General features: G+C 42.8%; 23 protein-coding genes. 13 read left to right on the forward strand and 10 right to left on the reverse strand.

Annotated elements, in window-relative coordinates:
• Positions 1-150: 150 nt before the first annotated feature.
• The gene (locus PCRYO_RS09615) at positions 151-924 is read left to right on the forward strand and encodes a tRNA-(ms[2]io[6]A)-hydroxylase (RefSeq protein ID WP_088591973.1); all 774 of its coding nucleotides are present in this window, start codon (positions 151-153) and stop codon (positions 922-924) included.
• A gap of 251 nt (positions 925-1,175) precedes the next feature.
• Here the strand turns inward: PCRYO_RS09615 and PCRYO_RS09620 are convergent, their stop codons facing one another.
• The 5 genes from PCRYO_RS09620 to mtgA form a co-directional block, all read right to left on the reverse strand.
• Positions 1,176-1,682, reverse strand: a complete 507-nt coding sequence (locus tag PCRYO_RS09620) for a hypothetical protein (protein ID WP_011514200.1) — start codon at positions 1,680-1,682, stop codon at positions 1,176-1,178.
• A gap of 105 nt (positions 1,683-1,787) precedes the next feature.
• Positions 1,788-2,069 carry a hypothetical protein gene (locus PCRYO_RS09625; protein ID WP_011514201.1) on the reverse strand — a complete coding sequence of 94 codons (282 nt, stop codon included), beginning with the start codon at positions 2,067-2,069 and terminating at the stop codon, positions 1,788-1,790.
• A 48-nt stretch (positions 2,070-2,117) separates the two neighbouring features.
• Positions 2,118-2,303 (reverse strand): hypothetical protein, encoded by a 186-nt coding sequence (locus tag PCRYO_RS09630; RefSeq protein ID WP_041753199.1) that lies wholly within the window; start codon positions 2,301-2,303, stop codon positions 2,118-2,120.
• A gap of 304 nt (positions 2,304-2,607) precedes the next feature.
• Entirely contained in the window at positions 2,608-4,896 is a 2,289-nt protein-coding gene (gene ppk1, locus PCRYO_RS09635; protein WP_011514202.1) for a polyphosphate kinase 1, read from the reverse strand.
• Between the two features lie 129 nt (positions 4,897-5,025).
• A complete protein-coding gene (gene mtgA / locus PCRYO_RS09640) occupies positions 5,026-5,712 on the reverse strand; it encodes a monofunctional biosynthetic peptidoglycan transglycosylase (protein WP_011514203.1) in 687 nt (228 codons plus the stop codon).
• A gap of 227 nt (positions 5,713-5,939) precedes the next feature.
• Here mtgA and PCRYO_RS09645 point away from each other — a divergent pair, with 227 nt between their 5' ends.
• The 8 genes from PCRYO_RS09645 to PCRYO_RS09680 all read left to right on the forward strand — a co-directional run bounded on the left by PCRYO_RS09645 (position 5,940) and on the right by PCRYO_RS09680 (position 15,677).
• Complete coding sequence (locus tag PCRYO_RS09645; protein WP_011514204.1) at positions 5,940-6,248, forward strand: glutaredoxin family protein; 309 nt, start codon at positions 5,940-5,942, stop codon at positions 6,246-6,248.
• Positions 6,249-6,446: 198 nt separating this feature from the next.
• Complete coding sequence (locus tag PCRYO_RS09650; RefSeq protein ID WP_011514205.1) at positions 6,447-7,925, forward strand: FAD-linked oxidase C-terminal domain-containing protein; 1,479 nt, start codon at positions 6,447-6,449, stop codon at positions 7,923-7,925.
• Entirely contained in the window at positions 7,922-8,980 is a 1,059-nt protein-coding gene (glcE, locus tag PCRYO_RS09655; RefSeq protein WP_011514206.1) for a glycolate oxidase subunit GlcE, read from the forward strand. The genes PCRYO_RS09650 and glcE overlap by 4 nt, the downstream gene beginning before the upstream one ends.
• Positions 8,981-9,006: 26 nt before the next feature.
• The gene (gene glcF / locus PCRYO_RS09660) at positions 9,007-10,218 is read left to right on the forward strand and encodes a glycolate oxidase subunit GlcF (protein WP_011514207.1); all 1,212 of its coding nucleotides are present in this window, start codon (positions 9,007-9,009) and stop codon (positions 10,216-10,218) included.
• Positions 10,219-10,461: 243 nt separating this feature from the next.
• Positions 10,462-12,219, forward strand: coding sequence for an L-lactate permease (locus PCRYO_RS09665; RefSeq protein WP_011514208.1), 1,758 nt, complete (start codon positions 10,462-10,464; stop codon positions 12,217-12,219).
• A 192-nt stretch (positions 12,220-12,411) separates the two neighbouring features.
• Complete coding sequence (locus PCRYO_RS09670) at positions 12,412-13,620, forward strand: alpha-hydroxy acid oxidase (RefSeq protein WP_011514209.1); 1,209 nt, start codon at positions 12,412-12,414, stop codon at positions 13,618-13,620.
• 99 nt (positions 13,621-13,719) lie between these two features.
• Positions 13,720-14,766, forward strand: coding sequence for a rhomboid family intramembrane serine protease (locus tag PCRYO_RS09675; RefSeq protein ID WP_011514210.1), 1,047 nt, complete (start codon positions 13,720-13,722; stop codon positions 14,764-14,766).
• Positions 14,767-14,864: 98 nt separating this feature from the next.
• On the forward strand, positions 14,865-15,677 hold the full coding sequence (locus PCRYO_RS09680) for a MipA/OmpV family protein (protein WP_011514211.1): 813 nt from the start codon (positions 14,865-14,867) through the stop codon (positions 15,675-15,677).
• Positions 15,678-15,829: 152 nt separating this feature from the next.
• Here PCRYO_RS09680 and PCRYO_RS09685 read toward each other — a convergent pair whose 3' ends face one another.
• The 3 genes from PCRYO_RS09685 to fumC all read right to left on the reverse strand — a co-directional run bounded on the left by PCRYO_RS09685 (position 15,830) and on the right by fumC (position 19,057).
• The gene (locus PCRYO_RS09685; RefSeq protein WP_011514212.1) at positions 15,830-16,618 is read right to left on the reverse strand and encodes a hypothetical protein; all 789 of its coding nucleotides are present in this window, start codon (positions 16,616-16,618) and stop codon (positions 15,830-15,832) included.
• Between the two features lie 212 nt (positions 16,619-16,830).
• Positions 16,831-17,358 carry a peroxiredoxin gene (locus PCRYO_RS09690; protein WP_011514213.1) on the reverse strand — a complete coding sequence of 176 codons (528 nt, stop codon included), beginning with the start codon at positions 17,356-17,358 and terminating at the stop codon, positions 16,831-16,833.
• A gap of 295 nt (positions 17,359-17,653) precedes the next feature.
• Positions 17,654-19,057 (reverse strand): class II fumarate hydratase, encoded by a 1,404-nt coding sequence (gene fumC / locus PCRYO_RS09695; protein WP_011514214.1) that lies wholly within the window; start codon positions 19,055-19,057, stop codon positions 17,654-17,656.
• Between the two features lie 143 nt (positions 19,058-19,200).
• Here fumC and PCRYO_RS09700 point away from each other — a divergent pair, with 143 nt between their 5' ends.
• Entirely contained in the window at positions 19,201-19,911 is a 711-nt protein-coding gene (locus PCRYO_RS09700) for a 5-formyltetrahydrofolate cyclo-ligase (RefSeq protein ID WP_011514215.1), read from the forward strand.
• Positions 19,908-20,141: a hypothetical protein gene (locus PCRYO_RS09705; RefSeq protein WP_011514216.1), complete on the forward strand. Its 234-nt coding sequence runs from the start codon at positions 19,908-19,910 to the stop codon at positions 20,139-20,141. The genes PCRYO_RS09700 and PCRYO_RS09705 overlap by 4 nt, the downstream gene beginning before the upstream one ends.
• A gap of 35 nt (positions 20,142-20,176) precedes the next feature.
• Here the strand turns inward: PCRYO_RS09705 and PCRYO_RS09710 are convergent, their stop codons facing one another.
• A complete protein-coding gene (locus tag PCRYO_RS09710) occupies positions 20,177-20,392 on the reverse strand; it encodes a hypothetical protein (protein WP_011514217.1) in 216 nt (71 codons plus the stop codon).
• Positions 20,393-20,518: 126 nt separating this feature from the next.
• Positions 20,519-21,880 (reverse strand): Na+/H+ antiporter family protein, encoded by a 1,362-nt coding sequence (locus PCRYO_RS09715; RefSeq protein WP_011514218.1) that lies wholly within the window; start codon positions 21,878-21,880, stop codon positions 20,519-20,521.
• A gap of 309 nt (positions 21,881-22,189) precedes the next feature.
• Between PCRYO_RS09715 and lon the strand changes: the two genes are divergently transcribed.
• A complete protein-coding gene (gene lon / locus PCRYO_RS09720) occupies positions 22,190-24,814 on the forward strand; it encodes an endopeptidase La (protein WP_011514219.1) in 2,625 nt (874 codons plus the stop codon).
• A 274-nt stretch (positions 24,815-25,088) separates the two neighbouring features.
• The gene (locus tag PCRYO_RS09725; RefSeq protein WP_011514220.1) at positions 25,089-25,646 is read left to right on the forward strand and encodes a superoxide dismutase family protein; all 558 of its coding nucleotides are present in this window, start codon (positions 25,089-25,091) and stop codon (positions 25,644-25,646) included.
• Positions 25,647-25,721: the final 75 nt, after the last annotated feature.

Below are 25,721 nucleotides of genomic sequence, written 5' to 3' on the forward strand. Positions count from 1 at the left end.
ACTGTAAGTAATCATTACGATATTAATTTATGCGTAACGGTTATCTATCATATCAAAGTAGTCTGAAGAGTTTAAATACATATCGCGCGTATATATCTACTTTTTTTCATTATTTTATTCATCCACTCATCGATAAAGTCTAAGCAAACCATGACCATAAACCAAGAAAATACATCCATACCTAAAACTACTTCTAATTTGCAATCTGAGCCTTCAACTACAGTAGGGAGTCAATCTGTAATAGATTCTGAAAATAGCAGTAGTAATGATAGCGTTGATATCATTTCTATCACCCAACTCAGCACGCCACTAAAGGTAGATTTATCGCCTATTTTTGATTTCTTGGGCGCACGAACCTCACAAGCTTGGGTCAACGCCGCTGTTAATAACTTACCACTGATTATTCAAGACCATGCCAATTGTGAAAAAAAGGCCGCCGGTACCGCGATGAATCTCATCTTTCGCTATGAGTTCTCTTATGATTTACAGCGTAAATTGGCACAATTGATACGTGAAGAAATGCTGCACTATGAGCAAGTGCTCGGCATTATGAATGAGCGCGGGCAAGCATGGAAATATCTAAGTGCTGGACGCTATGCCAAAGGGATGCTAAAACACAAGCGTACTTATGAACCCGCTGCAATGGTAGATGTGCTGATTATTGGTGCATTTATCGAGGCACGTTCTTGTGAGCGTTTTGCGGCACTTTCTGAGGTTATCAATGATGAGCGTTTGGCAAAATACTATCGTTATTTATTAAAATCAGAAAGCCGTCATTTTGAAGATTATTTGGCACTAGCGCAGTCATTGTCTGATGACAGTATCGATGAGCGTGTGGCATTCTTTAAAGAAGTAGAAGCAGAGCTGATATCAACTCCAGATACTGAGCTGCGCTTTCATAGCGGCGACCCTATTGCTCTCTAATTTATTAAATCTATAGTGAGTTCAATATAAAAGAGTTACGCTCAGAATAGCATTATGCTGGGATAAATTTCTCTCGCTTGCTATGCGCTTCGCACTCCAGAGGCTTCGAAAAATTTATCCCAGCAGTACGGTGTTCTTTTCAAATTGAATCGACTATGTTATCAATAAAACAAAAAAAGGTGCTGCAAGCGACATATCATACGTCATTACTTGCAGCACCTTTTTCAATTTATCTGAATTGTCTAAATGTTTTAAAAATCTTTTTCATCTGGATTTAACACACGGGTTTGAGCGTTATCAATATTTGCATAGCGATTTAAATCGTTTATGCCTTCGCTTTTAGCCCCTTTATCAATAGTAGTATGTTCATTGATACCATCATCAAAAGCATTGCCCTCTTGATCACGGCGGTCTGGCTGACGGGCAGCATTATCGCCATCATTGACATGTTCTGAGCCTACCACACTTTCTTGGAACGTATCTGTTCCTTTATTGATAGTGGTATGATTTTCAATACTATCATCGGTAGACATCACGTTATGACTATTATGATGAATGTCTGCATGTCTATGGTCACCATGCTCGATATCATCGCTCGCATATCTAGTACCAATGACTGTTTCTTGAAATGTCTCGGTGCTTTTTTCCGTATTATCATGAGCGGCGCTGGTGTCGACCGTGCGCGCAGGCATATTATCGATATGACCATCATTACTGTTGAGAAGCGTTTTGGTTAATGCCGGATCTTTCGTTTCCATCGTAATATCCTTATTTTTAATTTATCTTTCTTGTTATTTCTTCATTACCAGACATCTGACAATGATCATTTATATGAGAGTTTAGATAGTCACGACGATGAAAAACTATTCATTGCCTTTTTGCGATAAATCATAGGCGTTTAGATCGCCAACATTTTTTCCACCTGGAGGCAGATTTTCTTCTTTGCGTGGGTCAGCGTATATCTCATCCGTCTCCTGCGACTCCTGCTGAGGTCCATCAATTTCGGGTTCGTGCTTACGACCTTCATAACTGTCCGATGGATTATCTGGATGCAGCTTCGCTGGGTCGTTGACGGATACGGGCTTTTCATTATTTGGGTGCATGTTGTTAGTTTGAATATTGTCTGACTGACTATCATGTGACATGGCATTTCCCTCGCTTTAGTAGTATGGAGTTCAATAATTTTTTGCTAACTATTTGTCTGTACGCAAATCATCGTTGATAAAAGAAGTTTGCTCTTCTTCTGTTAATAATTCTGGTGCATCAACTGGCTTGCCATTTTCTAAATTTCTCTCAATCTGCTGGCTGTCTGCTTGCTCAGCGGCTTTTTTGATATCTGAGCTATTATTATCTGAGCTATTATTGTTGGGGTGACTCATGGTGAAATCCTGTTTTCTTAGTGAGATACGTTATAAGAGTAAATGTTTATATCTATATAATTATTTATATCTACCTAATTATAAGAATAAATTTGATACGCTCACCAGTGTACTGCCGTATAAATATGTGAATAAGTGTGAGCTTACCAGACAGTTTGTAACCAGAAAGTAGGGTTGGTAGGCAAAAAAAAACCAAGCACAGAGTAATCCCTATGCTTGGCTGTTATATTGTTGAAAAGAGTGGATAACATTAAAAATACTAAATGAGATTAATCAACTTAATAACCGCTAATAAACAAGACAGTTATACTGGCTCGCCAACACGATTAATCACCTTTAATAAATGCTCTTGAGCAATGTGAGGCGCTTCATCCGCCGCTGGCTTGGTTCGTTGCCAGTTACCGTCACCGCTAAGTGTCCACGCTTGCTTATTGTCTTGGAGGTAACTCAACAGTCCATCTTGATAAATTTGCTTAGACAATTTTTTATCTTCAATCGGAAACGCTACCTCTACACGGTGGAACAAATTACGATCCATCCAATCGGCGCTGCCACAGTACAAGCGCTCATCACCATCATTATAGAAGTAATAAATGCGAGTATGCTCCAAAAAACGACCGATAACAGAACGTACGGTGATATTCTCAGACAGACCCTTCACTTGCGGAAGCAGACAGCATATGGAGCGCAAAATCAGTTCAATTTTGACCCCTGCTTGTGACGCATCATATAGTTTATCAATCAAACGACGTTCGGTTAAGGCGTTTACTTTAACAATAATATGAGCGCGCTTGCCCGCCTTGGCATGAGTAATCTCATCATCGATAAAGCTCATCAATTTATCATGCAAGGTAAATGGTGCATGCAATAGTTTTTTAAGATTAGCAGGTTTACCCATGCCGGTCAGCTCTTGGAATATCTTGTGGACGTCTTCTGAGATATCAGGATCCGCGCTGAATAATCCATAATCGGTATAGACTTTAGCATTTGCTGCGTGATAATTACCCGTGCCTAAATGCACATAACGGCGCATTTTCCCCTCTTCGCGGCGCACGATGAGCATGAGTTTAGCGTGGGTTTTGTAGCCAACAATACCGTAGACCACTACCGCCCCTGCCTCTTGCAGATAGTTGGCAACAGCAATATTAGACGCTTCATCAAAACGGGCGCGTAACTCAATGACTGCTGTCACTTCTTTACCATTACGTGCTGCTGCGGCTAGCGCTTTGACAATTTCTGAATTGGTACCTGAACGATAAAGCGTTTGCTTAATCGCTAATACTTTTGGATCACTGGCAGCTTGCCAAAGTAAATTAATAATCGGCGAAAACGCATGGAACGGATGATGCGCCAATACATCGCCTTTACGCATGGCAGCAAACATACTGGTTGCTTTATCAAGCTTGTCGACTTCGCGGCGAAACGGTTTTGGTATCACATGCGTAAAGGGCTGATAACGCAAGGATGGGATATTAAAATCAAACAGCAAACGCGTTAAGTTGACAGGTCCATTGACGCGGTATAATTGATTGTCATGCAACTCAAACTCATTAAGCAAATAATCACTAATTGGCGTTGGGCATTCAGTAGTGACTTCAAGGCGCACTTTATCACCAAAGCGGCGGTTTTCAAGCTCACCTTCTAAGGCTTTGGCAATGTCATCAACATCATCTGCCAAGTCCAAATCCGCATTACGCGTCAGTCTAAATTGATGACAGCCCGTGACATTCATACCAGGGAATAGCTCACCAATATGCTCATGGATAATCGCTGATAACATCACATGGTGCTCTTTGCCACCAGTCAATTCATCAGGCAGACGAATCACGCGCGGCAAGCTACGCGGCGCGGGTACGATTGCCAAATTAATATCGCGACCAAAGGCGTCTTTGCCCTCTAACGTCGCAATAAAGTTCAAGCTTTTATTCACCAAGCGCGGGAATGGATGCGCAGGATCAATGCTAATAGGTGTCAATACCGGCGATACTTGCTCAGTAAAATAGCGCTTCATCCATGCGGATTGCTCGGCATTCAACTCATCACGCTTTAAATAACGAATATCCTCAAGCGCCAGTGCTGGCAAGATATCTTCATTTAAAATACGGTATTGCTCAGCGATGGCATCATGAGTCACCGCTGATATTTCATTAAGAATTTCACTAGGACGCATACCATGTACACTGGTCGACACATCTCCCAGATTGAGCTTTTGCATGATACCAGCAACGCGAATCTCAAAAAACTCATCGATATTGGATGAAAAAATCATTAAAAAGAATAAACGCTCAAGCAAAGGATGGTGGGGATCTGCCGCTTGTGCTAAGACCCGCAGATGAAACTGCAATAAAGACAAGTCACGATTGATATAGCTGCTGGGTGAATAATTGCCATCTTCCGAGCGTTGCCAATCAATCTCGGTTAAAACTTGGTTGCCATACGGATTAATAAGGCTTTCATCGGTAGGAGGATTGCTGGTATTAATGGCACCGTCTACTTTAACTGTGTCACTCTCTCTATTGACATCATTATTCGCATCAATATATGTCTCAATAACATCAGCGGTCTTATCACTATTACTGTGCTTATTATCCATCTCTACCACGCTCCACTCCTATGACTGTTATCAAACTGCTATCATTTTTATATCAATCTTATCCTATCAGCATTTTTATACTATACTTTTTAAGTATTATTCTATTGTTACCGTTAATTCTAGCTACATTTAAGCAGACTGTGGCAATACAGCATTTTTCATACGCTTTTTAATGATACGTTGTTTATTACGCAGGCGTTTATCGCTTTGATGACTTTCATAGTATTTTGGATTGGTTAGCATGGCAATCAATAAGGCTGACTGATCACGATTGAGATTAGCCGCTGATTTATCAAAATAATACTGCGCTGCCGCTTCAACACCATAAATACCATTGCCAAACTCTGCTACATTCAAATACGCGGTCAAAATCCGCTGCTTATCCCACAATGTCTCAATCATTATGGTGAGAACAGCCTCTTCAGCTTTACGGGTATAAGAGCGATGCGAAGTCAAAAACAGATTTTTAGCCAATTGCTGAGTGATGGTTGAGCCGCCTGCCGACATCTTGCCAGTCGCTTCATTCTTTTTCTGTGCCGCCTTAATGCCTTTCATATCAAAGCCGTTATGCTGGCTAAACGTCGAATCCTCACTGACAATCGCCGCTTGCTTCGCAGATTTGGCAATCGCGTCATATTCAACCCAAGTTTGGCTAACATCACCGCCCATAATGCGATGGGTGAGCATAAACATGCTGTTATTAATCGGCTGCGTTTTCCAAATTAATAGCAGTCCTGCAACCAACACATGGAATGCGACGACCAACACCATCAATGCCAATAAGAGTCGTTTGATAAATTTGCCAAAACTTGTCATGCGTGTTGTCCAAGTGATTGAAAAGATAGTTAGAGGAAGTAAGGAGCGCTTAGCCTAGCAATATAGGTCAGCAATTATAAATAGCAGCTCATCTTACCTAATCTCACAATCGCTGTCATTATTTACCCCACTTCTTTATCATGTCACATGAGTACACGTAAAAAATCAGCAAAAATGAACGTTGAATTTGTAAGCTTTGCCTTTAGGATTAATATAAGAGAGTAGCTATGTACGAGAATAATAATGTAAGCACATTGCGTGCTCATATGATTGAAGAAAAACCTGAGCTTGGCAGTTCTGAAAATTTTGCTAAATGGTGGTTGCTTGGTACTTCAGGCTGTCATTTATGTGATATTGCTGAACAGCTGATAACACAGCTACAAGTGGTGCAACGCGTTACTTACGAGCCTGTCGATATTGCCGATTTCTCTGAGCCGCTTATGATGGCCTTTGCGACGACTATTCCCGTCGTCTTGACACCGACAAAACGCTTAGATTATCCATTTTCAGTACTGGATTTACAGCGTTTATTGTAACCCTGCCAGCCCCTGCTCGCTTATTCAATACAGTCGCAAACAAGCTTAATTCTTACTAATTCAAAACATTACATATCATTTTATTCAGTTTTAGCTAATATATTGATAGCTAATCTTTCCCTTTTTATTATAAGCTTAAGGTCATCTGTATAATAATGCAGTGAGTGTCGACAATTTAGTGAGCAAAGGAATGCCACCATGAATCAGAGCCAAAGACCTGATAAAGCTGCTTTAGTAGAGCTATTTCGCGATTTTATTGAGCCTCAGTACGTGATCAATGATGAGGAGACTCAAAAGCCTTTTGAGTGTGATGGCTTATCGGTATATTGCGATATGCCACTCATTACGGTGCTCCCAAAAACCGTTGAGCAAGTTTGTGAGGTCATGCGAATCTGTTATCGCTATCAAATCCCTGTGGTCGCACGCGGTGCCGGTACGGGTTTGTGTGCAGGTGCAATGCCCAACCCTGATGGCGTCTTATTGGTGTTGTCACGATTCAAACATATCCTTGATATTGATCCACTTGCCCGTAGCGCACGTTTGCAGCCAGGTGTCCGTAACCTTGCTATTAGTGAGGCAGCTAGACAATATGGCTTGTATTATGGCCCAGACCCCTCCTCACAGATTGCCTGCTCCATCGGTGGCAACGTCGCCGAAAACTCAGGCGGCGTCCATTGTCTCAAATATGGTCTGACCACTCACAATTTATTAAAAGTTGAGATGGTCACAGTCGAGGGGGATCTCATTACTATTGGTAGTGAAGGTCTTGATAGCAACGGCTTTGATTTGATGGCTTTGATTACTGGCTCTGAGGGTCTACTTGGGGTGATTACTGAAGTGACGGTCAAGCTGCTACCTAGCCCTGAAAAGGCTCAGGTCATTATGGCCGCTTTTGATAATGTCCAGACTGCAGGGGATGCGGTCGGCGGCGTGATTGCCAAAGGTATTATTCCAGCCGGACTTGAGATGATGGACAGCCCTGCCATCATAGCCGCCGAAGCATTTGCTCATGCAGGCTATCCAATTGACGCCCAAGCTTTGCTGCTGTGTGAGTTAGATGGTAGCGAGGCGGAAGTTCAAGAACAGATTGCAGAGGTTGAGCAGCTGTTTATCGAGCTTGGCGCAACCACAACACGTGTCTCACAAAGTGAGGCGGAGCGCGCCTTATTGTGGAAAGGTCGAAAATCTGCATTCCCCGCTGTCGGACGAATATCCCCTGACTACTACTGCATGGATGGCACCATTCCGCGTAGCCAACTTGCCCATGTCTTAACCGAAATGCAAAAACTCTCAGATGAATACGGTCTGCGCGTCGCCAACGTGTTTCATGCTGGGGACGGCAATTTGCACCCGCTTATCTTATTTGATGCCAATGTCCCAGGAGAGCTTGAGCGCACTGAAGAGTTCGGTAGCCGGATTTTAGAGCTTTGCGTCAAGGTGGGCGGCTGCATAACTGGTGAGCATGGGGTTGGGGTCGAAAAAATCCGCCAAATGACGATTCAGTTTAACGATCAAGAGCTGACACAATTTCATGCAATCAAGCACGCCTTTGACCCAATCGGTACGCTAAATCCAGGTAAGGGCATTCCAGTGCTCAAGCGCTGTCAAGAGTACCGTACCCTTGACAGAACGCAACACAACCATGACTCTCAACCACAGCAAGGAGATCTGGCATGACAGACATCAGTCAAGAGCTGATTGCGCGAGTAATGCAAGCCAGCCATGACGGCACAGCCCTACAAATCATGGGCGGGGGCAGTAAGCAGTTTATGGGACGTGAGCCAATAGGCGACCCCATCAGTCTTAGCGAGCACAAAGGTATTCTCAGTTATGAGCCGATCGAATTGGTGCTGACTGCTCGTGCTGGAACCTCAATTACTGAGATTAATAGCGCCTTAGCAGAACACAATCAGTGCTTAGCATTTGAACCACCGACATTTGACGGACAAGCAACCTTGGGCGGTACATTGGCTTGCCACTTATCAGGCCCAGCAAGACCTTGGAGCGGTTCAATAAGAGACCATGTCTTAGGCATTCGCCTGATTAATGGCCATGCAGACGAACTGCGCTTTGGCGGTCAGGTAATGAAAAACGTCGCCGGTTATGATGTCTCACGGATGCAAGCAGGCGCTATGGGCACGTTGGGTATCATCACTGAAGTCAGTCTAAAAGTCATGCCTAAGCCTGCCGCCACTGTGACTATTAAGCAGGAAATGGACGCTGCAAAGGCTATTGAGACTATGAACCGTCTCTCAGGAAAATCCAAACCCTTGACAGGGGCTTGTTGGTTTGACAATCATTTGTATTTGCGCTTGGCCGGCGCGCGAAGTGCTGTAGACAGTACTGTCAACCAGTGGCAAGGCGCAATATTAGAGGATACAAATACGTTTTGGTCAATGCTTCGTGAGCAGCAATTGGATTATTTTTTAAACGCGTCCTCATTGTGGCGGTTTTCTGTAAAAAGTAGCGCGGCGCATATGCTACCAGAGGAAGATTGGCTGATTGATTGGGGAGGATCACAGCGCTGGCTTCGTGGCGAATTTACCGCGGACAAATTAGAAGCGCTCGCTGAGGCTGCAGGTGGTCAGGTCAGCCTTTATCGCGGTGGTGACAGGAGTCAGGAGGTCTTTCATACTCAGTCTGAGGCGCTCCAAAAGCTCCACCAACGCCTCAAACACGCCTTTGATCCGAATGGTGTTTTCAATCCCAATCGTTTATACAGCTGGATGTAAATTAGCTCGATGACAAGGAAGTCGTAATGCGAACTCAAATCAATATAAAATATCTGGATCACCCAGATATTCAAGAAGCCGACGATATTTTGCGCACTTGCGTTCACTGTGGATTTTGTAATGCCACGTGCCCCACGTATCAAGAGCTTGGCGATGAGCGTGACGGCCCTCGTGGTCGTATTTATTTACTAAAACAAATGCTTGAAACTGGTGATGTTAGCGAAAAATCCCAACTTCATTTAGACCGTTGTTTAACTTGTCGTAGCTGCGAAACCACTTGCCCCTCTGGGGTAAAATATGGCCGCTTGGCTGAAATCGGCCGCGATATTATGGAAGAACAGCTGTCGCGACCTGCCGATCAAAGACTTAAACGCTGGCTTATCAGAAAGGTGTTGCCCTATCCGCACCGATTTGGGTTTATCTTAAGACTCGGACAACTGTTTCGCTCCTTTTTGCCTCGCGACTTAAAAGCCCAAGTCCCTGTTAAGCAAATCACCCGCCCGCGACCCTCACAGCAACACTCGCGTCAAATGCTCGTGCTAGAGGGCTGCGCCCAACCTTCTGCCACTCCCAATACCAACAATGCCGCCGCCCGAGTACTTGATAGGCTAGGCATTAGCTTGATTGCTGCACCAGATGCCGGATGTTGCGGCGCTGTGAGCTATCACATACCAGCCCATGAAGAAGGGCTTGCGTTTATGCGGCGCAATATCGATGCGTGGTGGCCATATATTGAGGCTGGGGCTGAAGCCATTGTTATCAGCGCTTCAGGCTGCGGCTCGATGGTCAAGGAGTACGGCGAAAAACTCAAACATGACAACGCTTATGCAGCTAAAGCCAAGCGTATCAGTGCACTGACCCGAGACCTGAGTGAAATTTTGATCAAAGAGGACCTAGAGAAGTTGGTAGTAAAACAGACGAATCGCAAGACCGCTGTCCACTGCCCATGCTCGCTACAGCACGCTCAGCAGTTAGGCGGTCATGTTGAGCAGATATTGCAACGCGCTGGGATTGAGCTCTCTAAAACCCAAAACGGACATTTATGCTGCGGCTCTGCTGGTACTTACTCGCTCCTTCAGCCTACGCTTAGCCAGCAACTACTCACCAATAAAATCAACGATCTTACCATCGATAACCCAGATCAGATTGTGACAGCCAATATCGGATGCCAATTGCATTTAGGCAGCCATGCGTCCGTCCCAGTCAAGCATTGGATCGAATTGTTAGACCCACAATAAAACCAACTATAATGAGTTAAGCGGATTGTAAAGGACAATCATAATCAGCTCTTAACTACTTTAACAAAGAATACAAGGTCTCAGCTAATTTTTGAAATAAGTTCTTTACTGCCATTTGAATGACGCCCGCAGCACCAAAAAACTACGGGCTTCTTTTGGCTTAATACTGATAAACAAAAAAGAAATATCATTCAATGATATTTCAAAGATGACTTCAACTACATATACCAAGGACGGTTTATTATGTACACTTTTTTGGCCTTAGCGCCTATTCTGGTAGTACTCGTTTTGCTTGTAATGTTGCGGCTCCCTGCCAAGATTTCTATGGGCGTTGCCTATTTAGTAACCGCGCTATTAGCGTTGTTCGTTTGGCAAGCCAGTGGCGCCCAAGTCGCAGCCGCGACTGTAAACGGCATCATCGTCGCACTCACGCTTTTATTTATTGTATTTGCGGCTATTTTATTGCTGAATACTTTGAAGGAAGGGGGCGCTATTGTCGCTATTCGTAAAGGCTTTATGGATATCTCGCCCGATAGACGCGTTCAAGTTATCATTGTGGCGTGGTTATTCGGCTCGCTGATAGAAGGCTCATCAGGATTTGGTACGCCATCTGCTATCGGTGCACCGTTGTTGTTGGCTTTAGGTTTCCCAGCGATGGCATCAGTTATGGCTATGTTAATTATTCAGTCGACGCCCGTATCATTTGGTGCCGTTGGTACGCCAGTATTACTTGGCGTTTGGACTGGTATCAATGATAAGCCAGATATAACGCAAGCGATTGCGCCACTCTCAACTGAAAACTATCTATTACAAATCGCGGGTAACATCGGTCTGATACATGCGCTGGTGGGTTTTCTAATTCCGTTACTTTTGAGTGGATTTTTGACTCGGTTCTTTGGTAAAAATCGCTCCTTCGTTGAAGGGCTCAAAGTATGGCCTTTTGCAATTTTTGCTGGTCTCTGCTTTACCGTTCCTTATTATTTAGTGGCTAGATACCTAGGTCCTGAGTTCCCATCATTGGTCGGCGGTTTTATCGGTCTTATGATTGTGCTTCCTGCAGCAAAGCGCGGCTTCTTGATGCCTAAAGAGATTTTTGATTTTGCGCCACGCGCTAAATGGGATAAAGACTGGCTAGGCTCGTTACCTGAAGAAAAGTTTGATGATTCCATTGCACCAAGATTTTCTTTGGTTCGGGCATTTTCTCCTTATCTCATCGTTATTGGTCTACTAATCATCACTCGAGTCATTGCACCACTGAAGGCATTTTTGACTGGAGATTTGACCACTATACAATTTACCAATCTTTTTGGTACAACTATTTCTAGTAAAATCCAACTTGCCTATTCTCCAGGTATCATTCTAATTATTGTTGCCTTAATCTCTATCTTGTTGTTCAAAATGAACGGACAAGCCGTCAAACGTAGTTGGAGTAGTTCTGCAAAAACCATGGTAGCCGCCGCACCAGCCTTGCTGTTTTCGGTACCGATGGTACAAGTATTCATCAACTCCGGGTCAGCTGCTGAAGTCGCAAATTCGCTACCCGCTATGCCCATCTTACTGGCTGAGAGTGCCGCTGGTGCATTTCAAAATGCATGGCCACTCGTGTCTCCGTGGATTGGCGCGCTGGGTGCGTTCATTGCAGGCTCAAATACCGTCAGTAATATGATGTTCGCTTACTTTCAGTGGTCAACCGCCAGTCAAATTGGCTTAGATGTCAATCTTGCTGCACAAGTAGTAGCACTGCAAGCGGTCGGTGGCGCAGCGGGTAATATGATTGCGGTACATAACGTCGTTGCTGCTTGCGCGGTGGTTGGTCTAATGGATAAAGAAGGCTATGTTATTCGCAAAACCTTAGTCGCAATGACATACTATGTGATTCAGGCAGGATTGATCGGTATGGGTATTATTTTCGGTCAAATGTGGTGGTGGATATTGGCTGTCATTTGGCCAATCGCATTTTTTGGCATCATGGCAATGACGAGTAAAAAAACCGTTGCTTAACATGAGTTAGCTGTACTAGTAAATCTGTGAATCTGCACTCAGTACTTGAACTGACGCTATTATACTAACTATGATAGCGTCAGTTTTATGTCACGGTTAAGATAATATTTTCTGATAATTAACGACAAAAAATGAATGACCGCAGCATCATAATTAATAAACGGTTACCAAATAAGCAACAAGGAAGACCTTATGAAAAATTTGAGCAAAATTACTGAAATTGAAGACTTACGACGGGTTGCTGAGCGCAAAGTGCCTCGCATGTTTTATGATTATGTCGACTCAGGCTCATGGACTGAGACCACCTATCGTAATAATGAAACTGACTTTGATCGTATCAAATTACGTCAGCGGGTATTGGTCAATATGGAAGGACGCTCGCTTGCCACCGAAATGCTGGGCACGCCAGTAAAAATGCCAGTTGCGATTGCGCCAACAGGCTTTACTGGCATGATGTGGGCAGACGGAGAAATCCTCGCGGCACAGGCAGCAGAAAATTTTGGCGTACCGTTTTCCCTATCGACCATGAGTATTTGCTCTATCGAAGATGTCGCCACCCATACCAGCCAGCCATTTTGGTTTCAGCTATATATGATGCGCGATATGGACTTTATCGCCAATTTGATTCGCCGTGCCAAAGAAGCCAATTGCTCAGCGCTCATCCTGACCGCCGATTTACAAGTACTCGGTCAACGTCATAAAGACATCAAAAATGGTCTATCTGCGCCGCCAAAACCAACGCTTGCCAATATCTTAAATCTGATGACCAAGCCAGAATGGTGTATGAATATGCTCCAAACCCGCCGCCGCACCTTTGGTAATATCGTCGGTCATGCTAAAAACGTCGAGGATATCTCATCGCTATCAGCATGGACAGCTGAGCAGTTCGATCCGGCGCTGAGCTGGGATGATGTCGCTCGTATTAAAGACATGTGGGGTGGCAAGCTGATTATCAAAGGCATTATGGAGCCAGAAGATGCCATCATGGCAGCTCGTAGCGGTGCCGATGCGCTAGTGGTCTCCAATCATGGTGGACGCCAATTGGATGGTGCACCCTCTTCCATTTCATCTCTATCCGATATTGTACAAGCCGTGCGTGCTGAAGACAGTCAGATTGAAGTTTGGCTCGATAGCGGTATTCGTTCTGGGCAAGATGTACTCAAAGCGATGGCATTAGGAGCCAATGGCACGATGATTGGTCGCGCTTTTCTTTATGGTCTTGGCGCGTATGGCGAAGATGGTGTCCGCCGAGCGCTTGAACTGATTTATAACGAATGTGATATCAGCATGGCGTTTTGCGGTCATACCGATATCAATGAAGTGCGCGATGATATCTTAGTCAAAGGTACCTACGAGCATCTCAAAACTGCCTTGCCTTACGTAGCGCCAATGCGCTGGTAAGTGTAGACGATATAACTACTTAGACTTGTTGGTCGCTTTCTTTATACTATCTATACCCTTTATACTGTACTGATAATTTTTTATTGATAATTAGATGTTATGACCATTCAACAATTATTAAAGACAGCGCCTGTTACCACCTTGTTATTAGTCAGCTTTATCGGGCTATTTATCATGCAGGTATTAACGGGTGTCGATGCCAATAATCCTTCAACTGAAGCGCTGATAAAATGGGGTGCCAATGCCTTGCCTTTTACTATGGATAATGAGCCATGGCGCTTGGTGAGCAGTGCGTTTTTGCATATTGGGCTGATGCATTTATTGTTTAATGGTTTTGCCATGTATTTTTTTGGGCAAATCGCCGAGCCGATGTTTGGCTCCGCGAAGTTTTTGGCGCTATTTTTACTGGCAGCAATCGGTGGCAACTTACTGAATAATTACGTCACATGGCAAGGTATTGTGGACGGGACAGGACAAGCCGGATTATCTGCGGGCGCATCGGGCGGTATCATGGGTATTGGCGCAGCGTTATTAATCGCCGCGCTGTTTAAGATATCAGTCAATGGTATGGTGCTGAATCTTAAAAGCCTGATATTTATTATGGGCATCAACCTAGTCTATGGTTTTGCGGTGCCGGGTATCGACAATGCTGGTCACATTGGCGGTGCGATTACCGGTCTTATCATTTCACTACCTTTTGCGATTGCCTATCGTCAACGTATGGCAGCTGTCATACAGAATATTGCCACTTACGAGAATGATTATTTACCCCATTATCAAAGTGAGCAACAAAACGAATATCATACCACTTATATTAATACGCCAGTGAATAGCGGCACTGACTTTGATAATAATGCACACTTAAATAATACTCATTTAAATAACGCCAGTTTGCATAATGAGAGTCATGTAGATAATAATAGTGGTGTAAACTCAAACGTAACTGTTAACCCTACCAATCCTATTCGCCCTACTCTTAACGAAACTCTGAATGAAAAAAGCACAGCCATTAAACCTGCGCTTATTTGGCAATTGCTGCCATGGATTGTAATGTTATTTATTATCATTGGCTTTATGTGGTGGTGGCAAGATATTCATCAGCAATTAATAGAAGTGCTCAATGCCATTGAGCAAAGCACTGTTTAACCTATATCTCTTTTAGTTTTACCTGATTCCAATGTACAAAATCCTTACGAGTTTTACTATTTTTATCCCTTTGTTTCACCCACTTATGAGAGCAAATCATGTCTACATCATCATCGCTATCCCCTACTTTTAAGCGTGCTTTGCTTAACACGTTGACAGCTACTGCCATGCTTGGCGCAGCTAGCCTATCTAATGCAGCACTCTTCAATAAAAACCTACCGAAAGATCCTGATGCTGAGTTAAGCGTCGGCGTCAACGTCATGGCAGTCAAATCTGCTTATGATTTGGAAGAAAGCACCGAGATAAAAGTATTGCCAGGCGTATTCTATGACAATAATAAAATCTACGCACGCGGTGCTCAAGCGGGTGTATACCTTATCAATGACGGCAGCAATCAGCTAGCTGCTTATGCTCAGCTTGCTGGCAATTCATTTGATCCTGATGATGCTACTGGCGCACTAAAAGGACTTGATGAGCGTAAAGCCTCTGCTGCTGCAGGCTTAAGCTATACGCGTCTGACGCCGGTTGGTGGCTTTCGTGCTCAATACGCAACAGATATCTTAGATCGTAGCGGCGGTAATACTGCCCGCTTAAGCTATATTGGTAAAATTAGCAAAAACAAGCTAACGGTCTATCCAAGCGTTGGATTTGAGTACAATGATGCCGACTACAATGAATACTATTATGGGGTAAGTGATACAGAGTCAACTAGAACTGGCGTCGCTGCTTATACCGCCAACTCAAGCTTGAATCCTTATATTAATGTTAGTGCCAACTATGATTTCAGTAAGCGCTGGGCGGGCTTTGCCAATCAAAGCTTAAGCTATCTGCCAAATGAGCAATATGACAGTCCAATGGTTGACTCGCGTACTGATGCTACGACGACGCTTGGTTTGCTTTATAAGTTTTAATTAAGCACGTATATGAAATAAAAAAAGACCTTGTCGCTTAATGTGGTAAGGTCTTTTTTATTCTGTAATAGATACGAAACCTTAAACTTTCAACGCATTAAATCCTTCTAACTCAATCAATATATGCTCTTAAATTCATTAGTAGTAAAAATTTAAGCAAGTTCCATATTTGTGGATCTTTTCAATAATTCTAAAATATCTGGACGATTTTCTAGAAGAATTTTATTTAACATCTCTTGAATAAACGGAGCTACCCAGTACTGACTATTTTCAGGTGGCGTCATACCCATTTCTAAATGTTCTAAATAATCTGAAGAGACCATGTAATGTTCATTAATTATAAAGATGTATGAAATATTAAGTATGAATACATTTCTAACATCTTTTCGCAATTGTTCAAGATGCTGAGAACGCTCTTTCAAATATATTCTGCCATCATTAAGCAATACTAAGGAAAAGAAATTGTAGTGCATATTATCATTGCAACGATTTCTAATACCTTCATAGCGCTGATTCAAGTCAATTAACTCATTAACTTCAGATAGAAACAAAGAGTTCTTTAAATATTTTGCCATCTTAGACATTCTTGGCAATGGCTTTTTACCATGCAGCCAATCATTGATCTCAGCAACATAAAAATCTGCTATTTCTGAATTTTGATTGATATATAAATTTGTGTACGCATTGATCATGACAGAATCATAATATTTTCTTAATAACGCATAACCATCATTTAGATTACCATTTTTTAAAACTAAATCTATAGACTCTAAGGTGCCTCTCATGGACATATAAACATAAGTATCCATATTAGCAATTGCTGACGTACCTTTAGTCGAGAAGCTCATGACAGAGTTGGATAAAGACTCATAAAAGCTAGCATAATAATTAAGTTCTTCAAATATTTTATGGTCAGTATATTCGGCATCCGTTGAATTCATATTCAAGTACTCTGTAGATATGGTAGTTTACTATCTTTTGATATTATTACTTATATCATAAATTGAAGAGATAAATAATGTCACAGAGTAGCGCAAAACTTTACCTACCTATTGAGGCTTTGCAAACTCTTAGCTCCAAAAATTTAACCGAAAAAAAGACCTTGCCACATAACGTGACAAGGTCTTTTTTATTTCTAACTTCTCAATAGAACCTAAGCATTACTTTTTAAATACGCTAACATAGTGTCTGCATCTGATACTTCAAATGGGTCTATTGGACAGTTGTCGCCAAAATCAGCTTCCTTAAACACTTTTTTAACTTCTTTATTGTCGACAACCATCGAATAACGCCATGAGCGCATACCAAAGCCAACATTACTCTTATCAACAAGCATCCCCATTTTACGAGTGAACTCACCATTACCATCAGGCAGTAAGAAAACATTTTCACGGTTTTGCTTCAGACCCCATTGGTACATGACGAACGCATCATTAACAGAAATGCAAACTATTTCATCTATGCCTAATGCCTTAAACTCATTATAAAGCGCTTCATAACGAGGGAGATGGCTGGTCGAACAAGTTGGCGTAAACGCACCTGGTAGAGAAAACACAACCACTTTTTTATTGGCAAATAACTCATCTGTGGTTAGATCATACCATGTGAACGGGTTGTCTCCTCCAATAGAGTCATCACGAACACGAGTTTTAAAAGTCATATCAGGTATATGGGTAATCATTGTTTACTCCGATTTAGGTTATTGTCTTTTTTTCCAAAATTCTGCATGTATATGATAATAGTTATAGTAGTCCATAAGCAATCTTTGAGATTACATTCACTATATAAGATGTAGATCTAGCCTTAAAAATATAAACAAAAAAAACCTTGCCACATTCTCATATAAGAAGTGACAAGGTCTTTTTATTCTAAATTTTTAGTGGAACAAATATGATGCTGCTACTAGCAGTACAAATGGTACCTATCGTACATTAAGCAAGTCTGACACCGTAGCAGGTCATTATTTGGTCTACTGCTTATCTAGGATTTACCATATCAGCAGGAATTACCCACTCATCAAACTGTGCTTCAGTTAATAGCTCTAACTCAACCGCAACTTGCTTCAAGGTTTTGTTTTCTTTATAAGCAGTCTTAGCGATTTTTGCGGCATTCTCATAACCAACATGACGGTTAAGCGCAGTCACTAGCATCAATGAGTTGTGCAAGAAGTCATCGATTTTGTCTTTTACTGGCTGGATACCAACAGCACAGTTTTCATTAAAGCTATTGCACGCATCGCCAAGCAGTTTGATAGATTGCAACAAGTTAAACGCGATAACTGGCTTATAAACGTTTAGCTCAAAGTTACCTGACGCGCCTGCCATGCTGATAGTGACATCGTTACCCATGACTTGCGCCACAACCATGGTCATTGCTTCTGACTGCGTTGGGTTTACTTTGCCCGGCATGATAGAAGAGCCTGGCTCATTCTCAGGAATCGTCAACTCGCCCAAACCACAACGAGGACCTGATGCCAACCAACGTACGTCGTTAGCGATTTTATTCAAGCTACTTGCTAGCGTTTTTAATGCGCCTGACGCAAATACTTCGGCATCACGAGCAGCTAGTGCTTCAAATTTATTCGGTGACGTCACAAATGGAAGACCAGACAATGTCGCCAATTGCTCAGCTGATTTTACTGCATAATCAGGATGGGCGTTTAGACCTGTACCAACCGCCGTACCGCCTAATGGCAATTCATACAAGCCTTGTAGCGCATTATCAATACGTACCAATGAATGATCAAGTTGGCTAACATAGCCGCTAAACTCTTGACCTAAAGTCAAAGGCGTGGCGTCTTGTAAATGCGTACGACCGATTTTCACGATGCTATCGAATTCTTTTGCTTTAGCATCTAGCGTATCACGCAGGGCTTTTACCGCTGGAATCAATAAGCCGTTGATTTCACGAGCAGCGGCAACACGAATCGCCGTTGGGAAGCTATCATTGGTAGATTGAGCATGATTTACATGGTCATTTGGGTGAATCGGCGTATAGCTGCCGCGCGCGTTCCCTGCGATTTCATTGGCACGATTCGCTAATACTTCATTCATATTCATGTTTGATTGAGTACCAGAACCGGTCTGCCAAACGACTAGCGGAAACTGATCGGTTAGACCACCGTTGATAACTTCATCAGCAGCTTGTACGATTAAATCGCGCTTATCATCTTCGATACGCTCAAGGCTCGCATTGGTAATCGCAGCGGCTTTTTTGACCAGTGCCATCGCTTCAATCATCGGACGCGGCAAGGTCTCGCCACCGATTTTAAAGTTTTCGCGGCTACGTTGGGTTTGTGCACCCCAATAAGCGTCAGCTGGGACTTCTACATTGCCCATGGTGTCTTTTTCGGTACGAGTTGCCTGATTCTGTGTTGACATAACTACCCTCTTTGATGGTTTGGTAATGAATGGTTTGTCATAAAAAGTGCAACAGCTGCTGCACACAAAGAAAAATACGCTGTAAAGTGGCGTTATGATAGCATGACTTATCACAAATTTCTCCACGTCCGTGAGGGTAACTGATGTCTAAGAGCACCAGCCAACAACAATCTACCAGTTCGCTACCTGAGTTATCTACCGTGAGCAGTCAAGCTACTAATAATGTGCAAATAGCTGATACCATTAGCAACCCACCCAGACGCCATTTCACTCGCCAGCGTCGTAGGCTCTTGGATAATGAGCGTAAACAATACGCACGCATGGCAAGCTTGCATTTAATCAAGCTACAGCAACGCTTACCGCCGAATGCACGTATCGGCTTATATTATGATGGCTTTGGTGAGCTACCCACTCAGCCAATTTTGGATTGGTGTCAACGCTTAGGCTATTTGCCGTATTTGCCGGTGGTCGGCTCATTTGGTCGTACTAGCAATGGCTTGGAAGATAAACGATTGCGCTTTGTGCCTATTTATCATGCAAAGTTATTAAATGTACCGACACGCATTCATAGCTTAGGCATGAAGCAAAACCATCATCGCCGATTGCTATGGGCAGCAGAATTAGATGTGATTATTTGTCCGTTAGTGGCGGTCGATAAAAATGGCAATCGTATGGGTATGGGTGGTGGCTTTTATGACACAACTCTAGGTAATAGCTATCGGTCTGGCGCTGAAAAACCGCTAAAGATAGGCTGGTGCTATGACTTTCAAGTGGTTGAGCAACTAGAGCGTCAATCATGGGATGTGCCGTTAGATGCCATAATTACGCCAAGTGGCTTGAGGTGGTTTCGATGAATGATAATAAGAAATCTCTAGATACTAACTCTAGTGCAGAGAATGTCGAACAACATTTGCAAGAGTTAGAAAAAGCGGATTATGAGCGGCTTTATTATAGTCAAGAGCAGACTTTTAGCGCTGACGAGTTAGCAAATACTATCAATGAACGCCGTTTAAATGAATTAATGGCGCAAAGTGATGAATTTTTGAGTGGGTTAAATAGTGAGATTGAGGATTTTGATGAGTAATTTATTAGTTAATTTAACATCACTTTATTACTAAGCTAGCCTATTTCTAACTTACGAATTAAATCTATTATATAATTACGCTCTTCTTCGTATTTAGCCTTATCAATAGCAAATACTTCCATATAAGGATCACTTCTCACATACGACCATTGTATTAATTCAGGATCGCTCTTTGATTTTTCAGATAATAGAACTCTAAGCCCTTGTAACAACAACTCTATTTCAGGTTGACTAAAATCTTGAATATTCATAATAGCTATCCTGCATTTAATAGATTGTATTTTCTAAAGGTTAGCGTTGATTAAAAATTAATGAAAGCTGTAGGGTGCATACGGCACACCCTACAAAACTACTGAGAATTTTACAAATATTAAAACCTACAATACCATCGCTGCAATCCAACCAAAGATCAATAACGGAATATTGTAATGGATAAAGGTTGGCACCACGCTGTCTTTGATATGGTCATGTTGTCCATCAACATTTAGACCAGAGGTGGGACCCAATGTTGAATCTGACGCTGGAGAACCGGCATCACCAAGCGCACCAGCCGTTCCAATAATAGCTACTGTTGCCAATGGCGAAAACCCAAGCGAAATACAAAGTGGGACATAAATCGCTGCCAAAATTGGAATGGTCGAAAAGGATGAGCCAATACCCATAGTTACAATCAAGCCAATGAGTAACATAATAAATGCTGCCATCGCTTTGTTACCAGCAAACAACGATGCCGCTCCATCGACCAATGGCTGTATTTGCTCAGTCGCTTTCATGACTTCCGCAAACCCTTGTGCCGTAATCATAATAAAGCCAATCATTGCCATCAGCTTGATACCGTCATTAAAGACCGTATCGGCATCACGCCATTTGACGACGCCTGTCGCCATAAAGACGCCAAAACCAAACATAGATCCTAGTAATAGTGAATCAGTATATAGCTGCACCACAAAAGCAGTGACAATCGCTGCAATCGCCACTAGCGTCTTCATTTTACTTTGTGTTTTTGCAGTAGCCGCGGTTTTGCTTAACTCGTCACCTTCTAACACTTCATCATGTGCAGCTTTATCAATTGCTAGCTGCTGATACTGACGCGGTTTACGATAGCTGATAAATACAGCAATCAGTAAGCCCACGAACATACCCAAAGCGGGAATCGCCATGGCTTTGGTCACCGAGATATTACTGATATCGATACCCGCTTCACCAACATTTTTGAGCATGATTTGATTGAGATAAATATCGCCAAACCCATAAGGAATAAACATATAAGTCGTGACAAGTCCAAAGGTAATCAAACAAGCAATCAGGCGTCTATCAATATGCATGCGGTTAAATGCCAATAATAATGGCGGCACAAGCAAGGGAATAAAGGCAATATGAATGGGGATTAAGTTTTGACTAAAGCAGCTCATAGTGACAAGACCTGCAAACAGCATGTATTTAATCATGCCACTGGTGCCGCCTGCATCAATGCGCTTAATCACTGCCCCTGCCAAAGATTGTGGCAAGCCGGAATGCGCAATTGCTACTGCAAACGCACCTAACAGCGCATAAGACAGCGCGATTTGTGCGCCGTTTTTAATCCCTTCTTGAAAGGCGTTCAAGGTATCAGTCATACCGAGACCAGCGATGAGTCCACCTGCCAGCGCACCGATTAACAAACTGAGCACGACGTGCACTCGCGCTAGTGACAACCCTAGCATGATGACAACTGCCAGTAGTACCGCATTAATGGTCATATTCTCGCCCTTTACCCTATATTTTTTAGCCTGCCATTGACAACATTGCTGACCTATTTATTTAACCCTAGCACTTTAATCCACACAGTTGCTATTTGAACGGAGCGATTAAGACGCGCGCTATTTTACCTGATTTTATGACTAAAACCCACGCGCAAAACCAAATAGCCTGAAGAGAAAAAGTAGATAAAGGCACAATATTCTCTCAACTGTTGATAACAGAGCCTTGCAATTTTATATAGCAGCACCATTTATCTAAACATGAACCACTAACTTGACTTTACAAGTCTGGTGAACGAGGAAGAATATATGAGTGAACATAAAATTGATAAAGACAATATCGACATCGATGTCGACGTATCACCTAACGTTGCTGATGACAACAAGCAGCAAAGTGAGCTAGAAAACGAGCAACAGAACGAGCTAAAAACCTCGTCTGATAACGCAGTAGAAAACAAGTCAGCGTCTGACGCTGATCAGGAAGATGACACTGCGAAAGACAGTAAAGAAGATGCTGTTGAAGACTATCTGCCATTATTGGCACTGCGCGATGTCGTTGTTTATCCGCATATGCAAATTGCCTTGTTTGTCGGTCGTGAGCCTTCAGTCAAAGCGGTTGAATTGGCGCAAGCTGAGTACGGCAATAAGGTTTTGGTCGTTGCTCAAAAAGACTCGCTCACCGAAGACATTGATCACGATAACTTATACCAATACGGCACAGTATGTCGTATCGTCAGCACCATGCCACATGATAGCGATGAGAATTGCATCAAAGTATTGATCGAAGGTCAATATCGCGCTCGTGTTGATTCGATAGAGAGTCATGATGATTTATTGATGGCAGGCTTTGAGCGTGCAGACCTTGATGTCAGCATGGATGAAAGCCAGCAGAAAAACACGATTCAAGCTTTAACCTCGCTGTTTGAAAGCTATGCCGATGCACGTTTACGTAATGCGCGTGAGCTAACGCGCGTTGCAAAACGTATCGATGATTTGCTTGAGTTGGTCTACTTTATCTCAACTCGTGTGTCGATGGATCTTGATATCAAACAGTCATTTTTAGAGCAAAATGATATCAAAACTCATATCAACACTTTGACCGAATACTTGGTCAAGCAAAGTGCTGAGCAAAACATCGAACAAGATATCCAAGAAGCTGTCCGTCAACAAATGGAAGACAATCAGCGCGAATACTTCTTAAACGAGAAGATGAAAGCCATTAAAAACGAGCTGTCAGATATGAATGACGGTGCGTTCGATGGTGAAGATGACGTGGCTGAGCTTGAACAACGTCTTGATGAAGCTGACTTGCCAGAAGATGTGCGCAAAAAAGCTGAGCAAGAAATGAAAAAGCTCAAAATGATGCCACCGGCTTCGAGCGAATCTTCAGTAGTGCGTAACTATATTGAATGGATTTTGGACACGCCGTGGAATGCGACGACTAAAGTTTCTATCAATTTAGATAAAGCTAAAACTGTCCTAGATGAAGACCATTATGGCTTACAAGATGTCAAAGATCGCATCTTAGAGTATCTCGCTGTACAATCACGAGTGAAAAAACTGCGCGGTCCTATTCTTTGCTTAGTCGGTCCTCCGGGTGTTGGTAAAACTTCATTGGGCGAATCAATTGCTCGTGCAACCGGTCGCAAGTTTGTACGTATGGCGCTTGGCGGCGTACGTGATGAAGCGGAGATTCGTGGTCATCGCCGTACGTATATCGGTGCAATGCCAGGTAAAATCGTGCAGTCATTGGCAAAGGTAGAAGTTAAAAACCCGCTATTCTTATTAGATGAAATCGATAAGATGGCGCATGATTTCCGTGGTGATCCAGCATCAGCATTGCTTGAAGTGTTAGACCCATCACAGAATGATACTTTCAATGACCATTATTTAGATATGGACTTAGATTTATCACAAGTGATGTTTATCTGTACCGCTAACAGTATGGATATTCCAGCCGCGCTACTTGACCGTATGGAAGTTATTCGCCTACCGGGTTATACCGAAGCAGAAAAAGTGAATATCGCCCAGAAGTATCTAGTGCCAAAAGCCATTAAAAATAACGGTCTCAAAGAAGGCGAGATTGAGATTGTAGAAGCGGCATTGCATAGCATCGTCCGTAGCTATACACGTGAAGCGGGTGTACGTAACCTTGAGCGTGAAGTGAATAAAATCTGCCGTAAAGTGGTTCGCGGTTCGGTTGAAACGCATGGTGCCCGCGCTCCGAAAAAAGCAGAACGTGAGCTGGTCGTGGTCGATGACAAAAACATCGATGACTATCTAGGTGTCCATCAGTATGACTATGGTCTAGCGGAAGAAGAGCCTGAGATTGGTCGTATTACTGGGCTTGCATGGACACAAGTCGGTGGTGAGCTACTCACTATCGAAGCGGTTGCGATGAAAGGCAAAGGTGAGCTTATCTTTACCGGTTCACTCGGCGATGTGATGAAAGAATCTATCCGTGCAGCGATGAGTGTAGTACGTGCTCGCGGCGATAGCTTAGGGATTGATTACGAGACCTTTAAAACGACTGACGTCCACGTACATATGCCAGAAGGCGCCACTCCAAAAGATGGTCCATCTGCTGGTGGTGCGCTAACGACAGCTTTAGTATCTGCCTTAACTGGTATTGCTATTCGTCCAGATATTGCCATGACAGGTGAGATTACCCTGCGTGGTAAAATCTTACGTATCGGTGGTCTTAAAGAGAAACTGCTCGCAGCGCATCGTGGTGGTATCAAGCATGTGTTGATTCCAGATACTAACGAGCGTGACTTAGCCGACATCCCTGATAACGTCAAAGAAGGCTTAACCATTCAGCCAGTCGCGACGATTGATGAGATATTAAAAGTAGCGTTGGTCAGTATGCCAGTACCAATTAAACCTGCCAAAGTAACGGTTGATAAGACCAAAGGTAAAGCGCTACACAATTAATAAGTTAACGTAAGAAAAAGACCGTAATATTAGTTACGGTCTTTTTTTTGTTCAGGATTTTTAAATTTGCTATTTATTTTCTCTTGGATTAAATCCCTTCAAATATGATAGGAAGATATCCTACTTAAGTTACCTTCTTTTAAAAATCATATGATACTTACATTTATTAACCGATTGTTGCGCTTTTAGTGAATAACTCCTTCAAGCGCCTAGCTATACTGATACAGTAAATCATTGATGATATCAAAAACAAAAATTTAAAACGGAGATAATAATGAATAAGACAATGCTTGCAAGTGCACTATTATGTGGTTCTGCTTTAGCAATGACGGGTTGCCAAACGGTAGAAAGTCAGATGCAAACAGGCAATCCTCTAAACCAACCTGTTTTAAAGTCGACCATTAATGCTGTTACTGGTGATAAAAATGAAGTCGGGCAAATGTTTTTACGCCCCGTTGATGGCGGTGTACAAGTATATGGTAAGCTGATGAACTTGCAGCCGGGTCAGACCGTGTCGCTACATATCCATGAAACAGGAAGCTGTGGCAATATGGGTAAAGCAGCAGGTGGGCATTTTAATCCAGATAATAAGCCACACTCTAACCCAGATGACATGAATGGCCATGCAGGCGACTTACCTAATCTAACGGCTAATGCGGATGGTGTCGCAACTATCAATTATGTGAATAAGAAAATTTCTGCCGCTGATGCTGGTAAATACAGCGTCAATCGCCTAGCCTTTATCGTGCATAGTGGCGTTGATGATTACACCAGTCAGCCAGCTGGTAATGCCGGTGATCGCGTCGCTTGCGGTATCATCGAAAAAAGATAATTCATAGTCCATAATCACAGCTTCGATTTTAAATCATAAAAAAACCTCTTAGATTGTCTAAGAGGTTTTTTTATA

Source organism: Psychrobacter cryohalolentis K5, from assembly GCF_000013905.1.
In the GTDB taxonomy this organism is placed as follows: Bacteria; Pseudomonadota; Gammaproteobacteria; order Pseudomonadales; family Moraxellaceae; genus Psychrobacter; species Psychrobacter cryohalolentis.